The organism is Micromonospora sp. NPDC000442 (genome assembly GCF_042898635.1).
Taxonomy (GTDB): domain Bacteria; phylum Actinomycetota; class Actinomycetes; order Mycobacteriales; family Micromonosporaceae; genus Micromonospora.
This window is the reverse complement of the sequence record NZ_JBIAYZ010000002.1, coordinates 89,811-103,941: the sequence shown is the minus strand read 5'-3', so window position 1 is coordinate 103,941 and position 14,131 is coordinate 89,811. Positions and strand designations below refer to the sequence as shown.

General features: G+C 70.2%; 11 protein-coding genes. 9 read left to right on the top strand and 2 right to left on the bottom strand.

Translation table 11 applies throughout. The features are described 5' to 3' along the window. The first annotated feature begins 2 nt into the window (after nucleotides 1–2). The 4 genes from ACFY2A_RS03175 to mltG all read left to right on the top strand — a co-directional run bounded on the left by ACFY2A_RS03175 (nucleotide 3) and on the right by mltG (nucleotide 4,711). Complete coding sequence (locus ACFY2A_RS03175; RefSeq protein ID WP_093404399.1) at nucleotides 3–308, top strand: hypothetical protein; 306 nt, start codon at nucleotides 3–5, stop codon at nucleotides 306–308. Then, nucleotides 305–2,983 (top strand): alanine--tRNA ligase, encoded by a 2,679-nt coding sequence (gene alaS, locus ACFY2A_RS03170; RefSeq protein WP_387167746.1) that lies wholly within the window; start codon nucleotides 305–307, stop codon nucleotides 2,981–2,983. Before ACFY2A_RS03175 ends, alaS begins: the two co-directional genes overlap by 4 nt. A gap of 73 nt (nucleotides 2,984–3,056) precedes the next feature. Next, on the top strand, nucleotides 3,057–3,518 hold the full coding sequence (ruvX, locus tag ACFY2A_RS03165; protein ID WP_387167743.1) for a Holliday junction resolvase RuvX: 462 nt from the start codon (nucleotides 3,057–3,059) through the stop codon (nucleotides 3,516–3,518). Further along, the gene (gene mltG / locus ACFY2A_RS03160; protein ID WP_387167740.1) at nucleotides 3,515–4,711 is read left to right on the top strand and encodes an endolytic transglycosylase MltG; all 1,197 of its coding nucleotides are present in this window, start codon (nucleotides 3,515–3,517) and stop codon (nucleotides 4,709–4,711) included. The genes ruvX and mltG overlap by 4 nt, the downstream gene beginning before the upstream one ends. A gap of 75 nt (nucleotides 4,712–4,786) precedes the next feature. On the opposite strand, the gene ACFY2A_RS03155 is transcribed toward mltG, so the two are convergent. After that, nucleotides 4,787–6,052, bottom strand: a complete 1,266-nt coding sequence (locus tag ACFY2A_RS03155) for an endo-1,4-beta-xylanase (protein WP_387167737.1) — start codon at nucleotides 6,050–6,052, stop codon at nucleotides 4,787–4,789. A 135-nt stretch (nucleotides 6,053–6,187) separates the two neighbouring features. Between ACFY2A_RS03155 and ACFY2A_RS03150 the strand changes: the two genes are divergently transcribed. Further along, nucleotides 6,188–7,009 (top strand): shikimate dehydrogenase, encoded by an 822-nt coding sequence (locus ACFY2A_RS03150; protein WP_387168532.1) that lies wholly within the window; start codon nucleotides 6,188–6,190, stop codon nucleotides 7,007–7,009. Between the two features lie 204 nt (nucleotides 7,010–7,213). On the opposite strand, the gene ACFY2A_RS03145 is transcribed toward ACFY2A_RS03150, so the two are convergent. After that, the gene (locus ACFY2A_RS03145) at nucleotides 7,214–7,384 is read right to left on the bottom strand and encodes a hypothetical protein (RefSeq protein ID WP_387167734.1); all 171 of its coding nucleotides are present in this window, start codon (nucleotides 7,382–7,384) and stop codon (nucleotides 7,214–7,216) included. 627 nt (nucleotides 7,385–8,011) lie between these two features. Between ACFY2A_RS03145 and ACFY2A_RS03140 the strand changes: the two genes are divergently transcribed. From ACFY2A_RS03140 to ACFY2A_RS03125, 4 genes are all read left to right on the top strand, one after another. Next, the gene (locus tag ACFY2A_RS03140; protein WP_387167731.1) at nucleotides 8,012–9,724 is read left to right on the top strand and encodes a glycosyl hydrolase; all 1,713 of its coding nucleotides are present in this window, start codon (nucleotides 8,012–8,014) and stop codon (nucleotides 9,722–9,724) included. A 214-nt stretch (nucleotides 9,725–9,938) separates the two neighbouring features. Beyond that, complete coding sequence (locus tag ACFY2A_RS03135) at nucleotides 9,939–11,894, top strand: hypothetical protein (RefSeq protein WP_387168529.1); 1,956 nt, start codon at nucleotides 9,939–9,941, stop codon at nucleotides 11,892–11,894. 92 nt (nucleotides 11,895–11,986) lie between these two features. Then, the gene (locus tag ACFY2A_RS03130; protein WP_363918752.1) at nucleotides 11,987–12,529 is read left to right on the top strand and encodes an acyltransferase; all 543 of its coding nucleotides are present in this window, start codon (nucleotides 11,987–11,989) and stop codon (nucleotides 12,527–12,529) included. Beyond that, the gene (locus tag ACFY2A_RS03125; RefSeq protein ID WP_387167728.1) at nucleotides 12,522–14,126 is read left to right on the top strand and encodes a lipopolysaccharide biosynthesis protein; all 1,605 of its coding nucleotides are present in this window, start codon (nucleotides 12,522–12,524) and stop codon (nucleotides 14,124–14,126) included. Before ACFY2A_RS03130 ends, ACFY2A_RS03125 begins: the two co-directional genes overlap by 8 nt. Nucleotides 14,127–14,131 lie beyond the last annotated feature (5 nt).

The following is a 14,131-nucleotide window of genomic DNA, read 5'->3' as shown; positions in this document are numbered from 1 at the left end:
GCATGAGGCGCCTTTTCTGGCTGGGTATCGGGCTGGCCGTCGGTGTGGTGGTGGTGCGCAAGGCGACCCGCGCCGCGCACGCGTACACCCCGGCCGGCATCGCCGACAACCTCTCGCAATCCGCTGGCGGACTGGTCGAGGAACTGCGTAGCTTCGTGGCGGACGTACGCGCCGGGATGGCCGAGCGGGAGCACGAGATCCACGAGGCGTTCGCCCAGGGCGAGGCGTTCGACGACCAGTTCGCCGAGCTGCGGGAGGACCCGCGTGTCGGCGACCGAGAGATCTTTCCGGAGGAACACCAGCGATGAAGACGGCGGAGATCAAGCGGCGGTATCTCGCCCACTTCGAGGCGAACGGTCATACCGTGGTGCCGTCCGCTCCGCTGCCCGCCATCAGCGACCCGAACCTGCTGTTCGTCAACGCCGGCATGGTGCAGTTCGTCCCCTACTTCCTGGGCCAGCAGACGCCGCCGTACCGGCGCGCGGTGAGTGTGCAGAAGTGCATCCGTACGCCGGACATCGACGAGGTCGGCAAGACCAGCCGGCACGGCACGTTCTTCCAGATGAACGGGAACTTCTCCTTCGGCGACTACTTCAAGGACGGGGCGATCCCGCTCGCCTGGGACCTGGCCACGAAGTCGGTCGAGGCCGGTGGGTTCGGGCTGGATCCGGAGCGGATCTGGGCGACGGTGTACCTCGACGACGACGAGGCGTACGACATCTGGCGCCGTACCGGGGTGCCCGATGAGCGCATCGTGCGTCGGGGCAAGAAGGACAACTTCTGGTCCATGGGCATTCCCGGTCCGTGCGGCCCGTGTTCCGAGCTGTACTACGACCGGGGTCCGGCCTACGGCGCCGAGGGCGGTCCGGAGGTCGACGAGGACCGGTACCTGGAGTTCTGGAACCTCGTGTTCATGCAGTTCGAGCGGGGTCCGGGCACCGACAAGGAGAACTTCCCGATCCTGGGTGACCTGCCGGCGAAGAACATCGACACCGGCATGGGCCTGGAGCGGATGGCCTCGCTTCTCCAGGGTGTCGACAACCTCTACGAGATCGACGAGGTCCGCCCGATCCTGGACCGGGCGGCCGAGCTGACCGGCAAGCGGTACGGCGCGCACTCGGGTCACGCCGCCAACCAGTCACACCCGGACGACGTGCGGCTGCGGGTGATCGCCGACCACGTGCGTACCGCGTTGATGCTCATCGGTGACGGGGTGACCCCGTCCAACGAGGGCCGGGGCTACGTGCTGCGGCGGATCATGCGCCGGGCGATCCGGTCGGTGCGGCTGCTCGGCTGGCAGGAGCGGGCCCTGCCGGAGCTGCTGCCGGTGGCGCGGGACTCCATGGCCCCGTCGTACCCGGAGTTGGCGGCGGACTTCGACCGGATCTCGGCGTACGCGTACGCCGAGGAGGACGCGTTCCTGGCCACGTTGCGGGCCGGGACGACGATCCTGGACACCGCGATCACCGAGACGAAGTCGGCGGGCCGGCCGGCGCTCTCCGGAGACAAGGCGTTCCAGCTGCACGACACCTACGGCTTCCCGATCGACCTGACCCTGGAGATCGCCGCCGAGCAGGGGCTCACCGTCGACCAGGAGGGCTTCCGTCGGCTGATGGCCGACCAGCGGGCCCGCGCCAAGGCCGACGCGCAGGCGCGCAAGACCGGGCACACCGACCTGTCGGCGTACCGGTCGGTGCTCGACGCCGGTGGGCCGGTCACCTTCACCGGCTACACGGAGGTGGCCCGCGAGTCGACGGTCCGGGCGGTGCTCGGCACCGAGGGTCCGCGCGCGGCGGCCGTCGAGGGCGACACCATCGAGCTGGTGCTCGACACCACCCCGTTCTACGCCGAGGGCGGTGGTCAACAGCCCGACCTCGGCATGATCACGGTGGGCGGCGGCCAGGTCGAGGTCCTCGACGTGCAGCAGCCGGTGCCGGGGCTGATCGTGCACCGGGCCCGGGTGCTGCGGGGCGAGGTGCGTGCCGGGGAGACCGGCTACGCGGAGATCGACACCAGCCGGCGGCGGGCGATCTCCCGGTCGCACACCGCCACCCACCTGGTGCACCAGACCATGCGCAACTTCCTCGGCGAGTCCGCCACCCAGGCCGGTTCACTGAACGCCCCGGGCCGACTGCGCTTCGACTTCAACACCGCCACCGGGGTGGCGCCGAGCGTGCTGCGCGACGTGGAGCAGCAGGTCAACGAGGTGCTCCTGGCCGACCTGGAGGTGCACGCGTTCGTCACCTCGCTGGAGGAGGCGCGGCGCATCGGTGCCATGGCGCTCTTCGGCGAGAAGTACGGCGAGCACGTCCGGGTGGTCGAGGTCGGTGACTACGCCCGCGAGCTGTGCGGCGGTACCCATGTGGCCCGCTCCGGCCAGCTCGGTCTGGTCAAGATCCTCTCCGAATCGTCAATCGGTTCCGGCGTACGTCGGGTCGAGGCGCTCGTCGGGATGGACGCGTTCAACTTCCTGGCCCGCGAGCACCTGCTGGTGTCCCGCCTCGCCGAGCTGTACCGCGTCCCCTCCGAGCAGGTCGCCGACCGGGTCGAGCAGACGGTCACCCAGCTGCGCGACGCGGAGAAGGAGCTGGAGAAGCTGCGCGCGCAGCTGGTGCTCGGTGGCGCGGCGGCGCTCGCCGCCCAGGCCAAGGACGTGCACGGGGTCGCCTACGTGGGCACCGAGGCGCCCGAGGGGGCGGCCGGCAACGACGTCCGCACCCTCGCCCAGGAGATCCGGGGCCGGATCGACGCGTCCCGGCCGGGAGTGGTCGCGGTGGCGGCCCGGGCCAACGGCAAGGCGTCGCTGGTGGTGGCGGTGAACCCGGCCGCCCGCAGTCGGGGCATCGCGGCGAACGAGTTGGTCAAGGCGGCGTTCTCCGGCCGGGGCGGCGGCAGCCCCGAGCTGGCGCAGGGCGGCGGGCTGCCCGAGTCGGAGGTGCCTCGACTGTTGCTCACGGTCGAGCGGGCGCTCGCCGACGCGTGAGTCGTCAGCGCGGATATTCAGGGCGGACCGGGTCGGTCCGCCCTGACGCGTTTGTCGGGGGAGGTGACGCGGCGTGAGCGACTCGCCCCGTGGGGTACGCCTGGGAGTGGACGTCGGGCAGGTCCGGATCGGGGTCGCCCGGTCCGATCCGCACGGAGTCCTGGCCACCCCGCTGGTTACCCTGGCACGGGAGCAGAATCCCAGGTCAGATGCGGTGCCGTCGGATGTCGCCGAACTCGCCGCGCTGGTCGCCGAGCACGAGGCCGTCGAGGTGGTGGTGGGCCTTCCGGTCAACCTCGCCGGCAAACATGGCCCGGCGGCGGAGCACGTGAAGGCGTACGCTCGTCAACTGGCCGGTGTGATAAATCCTGTCCCGGTGACGCTCACCGACGAGAGGATGTCCACGGTCGTGGCGAGCCGTAGGCTTGCCGAGCGCGGTGTCCGAGGAAAGCGACAACGGGCGGTGGTCGACCAGGCCGCCGCGGTGGAAATTCTGCAGAGCTGGCTGGATGCGCAGCGGAGGCGGACGCAATGATGGACGATCTGGACCTCGGGTTCGACGAGCAGGAGCGGGGGGAGAAGGGCAAGCACCGCCGGGGCCGCCGCAAGGGCGGCAAATCCGGTGGCGGGCGGGGCAAGACCGTCCTGGCCCTGCTGCTGGCCGTGGTGCTGCTCGGCACTATCGGCGGGGGTGCCTTCTACGGCTTCGACCGGATCCAGAGCCGCTTCGTCACCCCGGACTATGACGGTGGTGGCACCGAGGAAGTCACCGTCCAGATCCCGCAGGGCGCGTTCCTCGCCGACATGGCCGTGGCGCTCTACGACGCCGGTGTGATCAAGAGCACCAAGGCGTTCATCGAGGCGGCCGACGATAACTCCCGCAGCCGCAACATTCAGCCCGGCACCTACAAGCTGCGCAAGCAGATGAGCGGCGAGCTGGCCCTGACCGCCATGCTCGACCCGAAGAACCGGGTGGTCAACGGGCTCACCATCCCCGAGGGCCGCAGCGCGAAGAACATCTTCAAGCTGCTCAGCAAGCACACCGACATCCCGGTCAAGGAGTTCGAGGACGCCGCGAAGGACCCGGAGAAGCTTGGCGTACCCGACTGGTGGTTCAAGCGGACGGACGGCAAGAAGCCCAAGAAGTCGATCGAGGGTTTCCTCTTCCCGGACACCTACGAGATCCCGCCGGACGCCACCGCCAAGGAGATCCTGGGGCAGATGGTCGACCACTTCCTCACCGTCACTGGTGAGATGGAGTTCGCCGACCGGGTGCAGAAGGAGCGCGGCGGGATCAGCCCGTACGAGGCGCTGGTCGTGGCGTCGCTGGCCCAGGCCGAGGCCGGCACGGCGGAGGATCTCGGCAAGGTCGCCCGGGTCGCCTACAACCGGGTCTACTCACAGACCTTCGACTGCGGCTGCCTGGAGATGGACGTCACGGTCAACTACTACTTCGAGCTGACCGGCCAGGAGGCCAAGACCTCCGGGCAGATGACCCCGGAGGATCTCGACAACCCGAAGAACCCGTACAACCGCAAGCTGCGCGGCATGGTTCCCACCCCGATCAACAATCCGGGCAAGAAGGCCCTGGAGGGGGCGATGGACCCGCCGACCGGCAATTGGCTTTTCTTCGTGGCGATCGACAAGGAAGGCAACTCGGCCTTCACCAACGACTACAACAAGCACCTGGCGAACATCGAGAAGGCCAAGGAGGCCGGCGTCCTCTGACGCCGGCCGCCTGGGCGGGTGGCAGTGGCGCGCCCGCATCGTCTCCGCACGTCGGCGGGTCCGGCGGGACGGTAGTCAGGACAGGTCGACGGTCGCGGTGGTGCCGGCGGCGTCGATGGTGAAGCCCGCGGTGCGGTCGCTGGCGGAGACGGTGTAGTCGCCGAGGAATCCCTCGACGGTGACGGTGCCGTCCGCTCCGGTACGCAGCACCGTCGGCGGCAGCCACCACTCGCCCTTGACGAGCGCTTCCAGCGCGTCGTACGCCGGCTTGCGGCTGCCGTCGGCGCGGACCAGCCCGGCGGGCGCGCCGAGCCAGGCACCCCGGTCGGTGAGCCCCCAGTAGTTGACCGACTGGACCGCGGGGTGGGCGAGCAGTGACCGGTAGTGCCGGACGATCTCCTCGGCCTGCCGCGCCTCGCCCTCGGGCGTGCTGGGCCAGTGCGGAATCTGGTAGTCGTTGAGGTCCTCGATCTCGGGCGGCATGAGGTGCCCGGAGACCAGGGTGGTCTCGGTCAGGTGCAGCGGCAGCCCGTACCGGGCGAACCGGTCGAGCATCTGCTGCATGTACTCCTCGCCCCGGTAACCCTGGTGCATGTGGGTCTGCAAGCCGATCGCGTCGATGCGGACGCCGGCTTCGAGGACCCCTTCGATGAGACATTCGTACGCCGAGCTGAGGTCGAAGTCGTTTAGCACCAGGGTGGCCGCCGGGTTGGCCGCCCGGGCCTCCTCGAACGCCAACCGCACCAGGTGGATGCGCCCGCGCGCCCGAGCCAGCGGGGTGATCGCGTTGTCGCCGTTGTCGAAGACGGGCATGATGACCGCCTCGTTTATCGCGTCCCAGGTGTCGATGAGACCGGCGAACCCACCGGCCAGCCCGCGTACGCGGGCCCGCAGCAGCTGTTCGACCTCGTCAAGGTTCAGATCGAGCAGCCACGACGGCTGCACGGTGTGCCAGATCAGTGGGTGACCCTTGACGGTCACGCCCCGCTCGGCCAGCCACCGTGCGGTGGCGGTGAGACGTTCGGTGTCGGGCGCGCCGCGCCGTGGCTCGTAGCGACCCCAGTAGAACGGCAGGGTCGCGGTGTTGAACAGGTTCAGCCACAGCTCACCCAGCCGGTCCAGGTCCAGGTGGGCGGTCCCGCCGAAGCTCTCGACGTCCGCACCCTCCTGCGGGCCGGGGCCGCCGACCAGGTTGACGAAGTCGAAGCCGATGTTGCCGAAGGCGAAGGCGTGCCGATGTTGGGCGACCGTCACCGCCTGGTCGGCGAGCGGTTGCCGGTCGGCGCCCCGGACGCTGAGGGTGATCTCGCCCTTGCGGTGCCGCAGACTGCTGTCAGACATTGTTGGATGTTAGGCGACAGGTGTACCTGCTGCTGGTGAGGAGCGATGTTGGCTGAGTCAGGGAGCGCGGCGTCAGCACCTGCGGCTTCGGCACCCGGGGCGGCGGCAGATGGGGCGGCGGTGCATCGGGCCGCGGTGCTGGGCAAGCCGATCGCCCATTCGCTCTCCCCGGTGATCCACAATGCGGGTTACGCCGCCGCCGGGTTGACCGGGTGGTCGTACACCCGGATCGAGTGCGCGGCGGCGGAGCTGCCGGCCCTGGTCGCCGGCCTGGGCCCGGAGTGGGCCGGGCTGTCGGTGACCATGCCGGGCAAGGAGGCGGCGCTCGCGGTGGCCGCCGAGGTCTCGCCGGTCGCCGCCGCCGTGGGTGCGGCCAACACGTTGGTACGCCGCCCGGACGGCTCCTGGTACGCCGACAACACCGACGTCAGCGGCATGGTCGAGGTGCTGACCGAGGTGGGCGTACGCCCCGGTGCCACCGTCACCGTGCTCGGTGCGGGCGGTACCGCGCGGGCGGCCCTCGCGGCGGCGGCCCGGCTGCGCGCGGCCGGAGTGACCGTGCTCGCCCGCCGCCCGGCGGCGATCGCCGAACTGGAACCGGTCGCCGCAGCCCTCGGCGTGGCGATGACCAGCGCGCCATGGCCGCCGGCGTCTGCGTGGCCCGAGGCGTCGGGGCTGGCCGGGGTCGATGTGCTGATCTCCACCGTGCCGAAGGGGGCCGCCGACGAACTGGCCGGCAGGGTGCCCTGGCAGGCGGCCACGGTGGTCTTCGACGCTATCTACGATCCGTGGCCGACCCCGTTGGCGGCTGCCGCCGAAGCCGCCGGCTGCCGGATCGTCTCCGGCCTCGACCTGCTGCTGGCCCAGGCGATCGGCCAGTTCGAGCAGTTCACCGGCACACCCGCTCCCCGCCCGGCAATGACCGCCGCCCTCACCGCCGCCCGGTCCGGCACCTGATCCTCCGTCGCCCGACTCCGCACCCCACCGCCAGCCTGGCTCGCCGGGTACTGTTCGCCGAGATCTTGGACAAAATCCGTTAGCGACTAACGGGAACTGTCCAAGATCTCGTGTGATGGCGGCGGGGTTGCTAGGCGGGCCGGCGGCGGGTCCAGGCTATGAAGCGGGTGAAGAGGGTGGTGATCGCACCCGAGCCGCCGGCGGTCACCACCGGCCCCCGTTGGCCCGCCACTGCTGCCCCGGGGCGAGCCAGCCGGGACGCCCCGGACGCGGCATCGGCAACGGCCGGGTCGGCTCCCGCATCCACTCCGGCAGGTGCGTGCCCCGCCGACGCTGCGGAAGGTGCGTCTCGTGCCGACCGTGCGGCAGGTGCATGCCGTGTCGATTGTGCGGCATTTGCGGGCCGGGGCGACCCTGCGGCATATGTGCGCCGCGATGGGGCGGTGGCAGCGGCGAATGCGGCGGTGGTGACGAGTGCTGCGGCAGCACTGTCGCCGGGAACTGATACCAGGAAACACGGCTGGGCACATCGGCCTCCATTCGACGGGGGACGGGGCCGCCCGGAAACGGGGAAGTGCACGGGCGGCCCCGGTGCGGAAACCACCCCGCCCTATCTGGATAGGAGCCGCTTCGCTTTGTGACAGTCTGGTGAGGACGGCGCCGCCGTCGATACGTGCGCACCGTGTTCACGCACGTCGTGAGGACAACCGGGCGGGCTGGCGAATGGTGCCCGAGGAAGCGGGGATCTACCCACCCACCCCACCAACCGCCCCGTTGATCATGAGGTTAACGGCGGATACGGAGATAAACTTTGCCGCTAACCTCATGATCAACGGGGTCGGCGGGGTCGGTGGGGTCGGTGGGGGCGGGGTGGGGCGGTGTGGGCGTAGGGGTGTCTTAGGGAAGTTTTAAGACGCGCTTAGGTCCTGCCGTCATACGCACGCTCCGTTGTGTACGCGGATACGCTGCTCAGCGTTATCGTCGAAGACACGAGGAGTATCCGTGACCAGTCGCGGACTGCACCGCATGATCCCGCATCGCGGCCCCCGGCGTAAGGCCGTGGTGCTCGGCGTCATCGGCACCACTGTGGTGCTGGGGCTGGGCGCGACCATGGTGCCGCTGCTCGCCAACGATGACCTGTCGATTGCGGTGGTGGCCGACACGACCGCCACGGCGGTGCCGCAGGACGGCGACAACAGCGTCAAGACGACGCTTGCGACCTGCCCCGCACCCTGCGACGGCAACCCGCGCGGCGCCCGCGAGGCGGTGCTGACGTTCCTGGTCACCACGCTGCCGGCGAACGCGGTGAACGTACGGGCCACGCTGCGGGTCCACGCCTGGCAGAAGTTCGACGCGGCGGTGAGCGCGCACGAGTCCCGGCTCGACGCCCGCGCGGCCCGTCCGATGCCGACGGCGCTGGGCACGGCGCTGGACACGGTCAGCGGCGTCGCCAAGGGATTCAACGAGTGGGACGTCTCGGGCCTGGTGAACGGAAACGGCATCTGGACCCTGTCGCTGGCGCAGGCCGGGTTGGACAGCCGCATCTACTGGGCTTCCGGCGAGAACCGCAACGCCGATCTGCGTCCCCGCCTTTCGATCAGCTATGACGGCGTGGGTGCCCGGCCGCCGTCGGCCTCGCCCAGCGTCGTGCCGACGCCGACGCCGACGGCCACCGCCAGCCGCCCCCCGGCCTCGCCGACCGCCTCGCCCAGCGTGAGCCCGTCGCCCGCCCGGCCCAGCCCCACCTCACCGCCGCCGCCGGATTCGGGCAAGTGCGGAACCGTCTCGGCGAAGCTGGTCCCCGGCTGTGGTGCCTGGTGGGGGATGTACTCGCCGACGAGTGCTGCCGCCGGATGGAATCACGGCAAGGCGATCACCGATGTGGAGAAGCAGGTCGGGCGGAAGTTCGATATCGTCCACCGTTACCACGACTTCTCGAACACCGGCAGCAACGGCGCCTTCCCCGACGAGTTCCAGCAGCAGCAGATGCGCGACGGGCGGCTCATGTTCTTCGCCTGGGAGAGCCGCGTCTTCTCCTCGGGGACCGTGCTGACCTGGAAGGACGTCTACAGCGGACGGTACGACGCCACAATCGACGCGGTCGCCGGGCGGATCCGGGCGATCGGCCAGCCGGTCTTCATCGGGTTCGACCACGAGCCGGAGGACGAGCCGGCCAAGGGTAGCGACGCGGACTTCGTCCGGGCCTGGCGGTACGTGCACGACCGGTTCGCCGACGCCAAGGCCGACAACGCCGTCTGGGTGTGGACGATGATGGGCTGGTCGGGTCACTACGACCGGTACGCCGGGCTCTATCCCGGTGACCGCTACGTCGACTGGGTGGCCTGGGACCCGTACAACTTCCACGTCTGCAACGGCAGCACGGTCTGGAAGAGCCCCAGCACCACGATCGGCTCCTTCTACCGCTGGCTCGACGAGAACGGCATCGGTGCGGGCAAGCCCCGGATGCTGGCCGAGTTCGGCACCAACATGAACGCCGCCGATCCGAACGCGAAGCGACGCTGGTTCGAGGAATTCCCGGCGGCCCTGAAGGCCCACCCGAAGATCAAGGCGGCGATCTACTTCAACTCGGCGGGCATGACGAAGACCACGAACACCTGCAACATGATGATGAATCAGGATGCGGCGGCGGTGGCCGGATTCGCCGCCGCAGGACGGGACAGCTACCTGCGGCAGCCGACGGGAGGGAGCCGCTGAACCGAGGTGAGCTGAGCCGCGGAAGCGGGCCGCCGCAACGATTGTCGGAAATCCGACCGTCGTCGAGGTTGTCCGCTTCCTGATCCACCGTCCGCCCAATCGGCGGATGCCGCCCTCCAGCGTGGAGCGGGCACGCTACGTGCATTCTCGTCCACTCTGGAGGCGCAGCGTGCCCAGATACTCCTTGTCGTGGCGTTCCACCCGTCGGCCTCGATTGCGGGCCGCGGCCGTCGCGCTGGTGACCGTCGCGGCCGTACTGTCCGTGCCTACCGCGGCAGCCGCGGCCGTGGTACCGGCACCCGAGCCGGCCACCCTGGTCTCGACCAATCCGGCCGACCAGACCCCGCACGCCCGCAACGGTGAGGCTCGCGCCTTCGCCGAGATCGGTGACACGGTCTATGTCGGGGGCAGTTTCACGCAGATCCGCCAGACGGCCAGCTCGGCCTGGATCGCCCGCAGCTATCTCTTCGCGTACGACCGGGCCACCGGGACGATCTCGACGGCTTTCCTGCCGGTGCTCGACGGTGCAGTCAACTCGCTCATCGCCGGCCCCGGTGGCACGCTGATCGTCGGCGGGGCCTTCAAGAACGTCAACGGCGTGTCCCGCAAGAACCTGGTGGCACTCGAACCGTCCACCGGCATGATCATCGACAGCTGGGCCGGTCGGTCCGACGGCGGCACCGTGCGTGACCTGGTGCTGCACGGCAACTGGCTCTACGTGGCCGGGGCCTTCAACTGGCTCAACGGCACCGCGCACTCCGGGCTCGGCCGGTTGGACGCGACGACCGGAGAGATCGATTCGACCTTCGACATCAACACCAGCGTCGGCCGGCACGGCACCAGCATGTACGCCTGGACCATCGACGTCTCCCCGGACGGCGGCACCCTCGTCGTCGGCGGCAACTTCCTCTACGTCAACGAGCTGCCGCGTAACCAGATGGCACTGATCGACCTCACGGGCACGCCGAGCGTCATCGACTGGAGCACCGAGCGGTTCGTGCCGCCGTGCGCCAACCCGACGACGTTCGTGCACTACGTGCAGGACGTTCGCTTCGGTGCCGACGGGACCTGGTTCGTCGCCGGCACCAACGGCGGTTCGGGCTGGCCGAACGCGTACTGCGACGCCCTGGTCCGCTTCGAGACCGCCCACCGGGGGCCCAACCAGGTCGCCACCTGGGTCAACTTCACCGGCAACGACACCATCACCTCGGTCGAGGTGGCCGACAACATCATCTACCTCGGCGGGCACTTCCGCTGGCTGAACAACCCGAACGCCAGCGACCGGGCCGGCAACGGCGCCATCGACCGGCTGGGCATCGGCGCGGTCACTCCGGCCACCGGCATGCCGGTGAACTGGAACCCGCGCCGCAGCGGCGGCTCCGACCTGCCTTCCGGCGCCAGCTCCTGGGGATCGTCGGTGCCGGTGCTGTGGCGGGGCAACGCCGGGCTCTACTTCGGACACAACTCCGATGGCATGGGCAACGAGTACCACGGCCGGCTCGGCGTGTTCCCGATCAGCGGTGGGCGCACGATCATCCCGAAGAACCCGCCCACGGGGAGCAGCGGTCACCTCCACCTGAACGTCGGCCCCGGTGAGGTGGCGAAGGTGCCGTTCGACGGCACCACCCTCGACGCCGCCAACGCCACCGTGGTCAGCCAGCCGAACTACACGGACGCCGGCGCGACCTGGCTGGTCGACGACCGGATCTACTGGTCCCATGTGGTCTCCGGCACACCGACCGGCAGCCGGATCGACGTCTCGCTGTTCAACGGCAACACGATCGGCGGGTCGTGGGAGGCGTCCGGCTACAACGACTGGTACAACCCGGCCCTGCTGACCGGGGCGTTCTATCTCGACGGCCGGCTGTACTACACCCGCAGCGGTGCCAACAACCTCTACTACCGCTACTTCGAGATCGACGGCAACTACCTGGGTGCCACCGAGTTCGTCCTGCCCACCACGGGCGTGACCTGGTCGACGGTACGCGGCATGGCCTGGGTGGACGGGAAGATCGTCTACGGGGCGACCGACGGGTCGCTGCGTAGCGTGCCGTTCGACCCGACCCTGGCGCCCACCGCCGCGGTCGACGGCACCGCCTCGACGCTCATCGCGGCGGCGACGCCGGAGCTGACCTGGTCGACCGCGTCGATGTTCTTTTCAGTTCCGTAGCGTTCACCGTTCGTAACGAATCCTCGGTAGTTTGTTCACCTCGGGTCGGCGCGGGGCAGCCCACGCCGACCCGAGGAAGGTGGGGAGGCTCGTTGTCCGGCATCCGGCATGGACTCGTCGTACGTACCGTCTTCGCGGTCAAGCGTGGCTGGTACCGGCTGCGCTACCCGCGCCTGCGGCTGGGCGCGGGGGTGGAAATCCGGGGCCGGATCCGGCTGCGTCGCGGCGTACGGGTCAGCATCGGTGCGCACACCCGGTTGAACAAGCTGGTCCGTTTCGCCGGGCCCGGTGAGGTACGCGTCGGCGCCGACTGTCTGCTCAACGCGACCTGGATCGGCACCTGGACCTCGGTGACCATCGGCGACCGCTGCCTGCTGTCGGACTGCGAGTTGCTCGACAACGACTTCCACAACCTGGCCCCCGATCGCCGCCACGACCCGCCCACAGCGGCCACCCGAGCGCCGATCACCGTCGAGGACAACGTCTGGATCGGCGCACACGCGCTGGTCATGAAGGGTGTGCGGATCGGCCGGGACAGCGTTGTGGGTGCCGCGACGGTGGTCCGCACCGACGTCCCGCCCGGGGTCGTGGTGATCGGCAATCCACAACAGATAGCGAAGAAGTTCCATGACTGATGCCGCGCCCAGCGCCTGGACCGGCGACGGCCCAGCCGCCGCCACCTCCTCGTCCCGCAGCGTCACCATCACCGACATGGTGCGGGTGCCGCTGCACCGGATCCGGCTGGTCGCGGCGGTGGCCCTCGGTGGACTGCTCGCCGCGGTCGGCTACGTGCTGCTGGCACCGACCACGGTGACGGCGAGTGCGGTGGTGGCGGTCCGGCCGGTGGTCACCGATGCCTTCACGCCCAGTGGCGCCGCCGCCGACCGGGCGGTGAACATGAACGTGGAGAGCGGGATCGCCACCGGCACCGAGGTCGTCGGGAAGCTCGCCGCGAGGTTCGATTCGGACCAGCGCACGGTACGCGACGCCCTCGAGGTCGAGGTGCCCGCCGGTGGCCAGATCCTGCGCTTCATCTACCAGGCCGGCAACGCCGAACGGGCCGTGGACGGCGCCAACCTGGCCGCGCAGAGCTACCTCGACATCCGGCGCGGGATGTACGAGAAGCAGCGCGAGGAAATGCTCAACTCGTACGACGAGAGCATCGAGAAGATCATCGCCCAGCGCAACACCGTGCAGCGCAGGATCAACAACGCCCGGGACGCCGCCGCCGCCGAAGCCGCTGTCGCCGAGCTCGGCGGCATCAACAACCAGCTCACCCAGCTCAGCTCCGCCCGTACGGAGATCGCCGCGGTCGACGTGAACCCGGGCTGGGTCACCCGCAGCGCCGAGCAGGCGCTGGCCACCACTGCCGGCAGCTCGTCGATGCTGCTCGCCGGTGGACTGCTCGGTGGGACCGTGATCGGGCTGGTGCTCGCCTTCCTGTGGGAGTCGGCGGACCGGCGCATCCGCAGCGTGGCCGATGCGCGGGACAGCACCGGCCTGCCGCTGCTCGGCACCGTCCGCCGCGCCCGGCTGCGCGGCCGGGCGGTCGACGCCGACATCCGCTACGTCGCGATGGCCGTGGCCGAGCGGGTACGCCAACCCGCCCGGGTCGCCGTGCTGACCGCCCGGGAGGACGCCACCGCGATCACCGCCGGGCTCGCGGTCGCTCTCGCCGTGGCCGGGCGGGAGGTGTTCGTCGCCGACGACAGCGGCCGGATCGACCGGCTGCGGGCCACGGTGCTCACCGATCGGGGCCGGTTGCCGGCCGCCATCGACCCGACCCGGCCCGCCGTGCCCAAGCCCCGCACCGCCGCCACGGACACCGACGACGGTCCGACCGAGGTCATCACCCGACGTCCCTCCCCGCATCCGGTCGGCGCCCGACCCTCGACCGACCCGGAGGCCACGCTCACCCTGCCCCGCGTCGCCAAGACCGCCAGCCGTAGCGAGAACGGACGGGCCACCGGCGACGAGCAGGTGGTGGTGGGCGCCGGCAGCGTGCGGTTCGGCACCTGGCGGCAGGGCGCCGACCAGCGTCTCGTGCTCTACAACGCCCCGCCCGCCGAGGCCGACGAGCGGGGCGTGGCGGTGGCCCGGCAGGGCACCGCCGTGGTCGTGGTCGAACGCGACCGTACCCGTCAGGCCGACCTGCGCCGGCTCGCCGAGCGGCTGCGGGCGGCCGGGGTCAACCCGCTCGGGTTCGTGCTGTGCCGCAGCGGGCGGAGCTGAGGCGT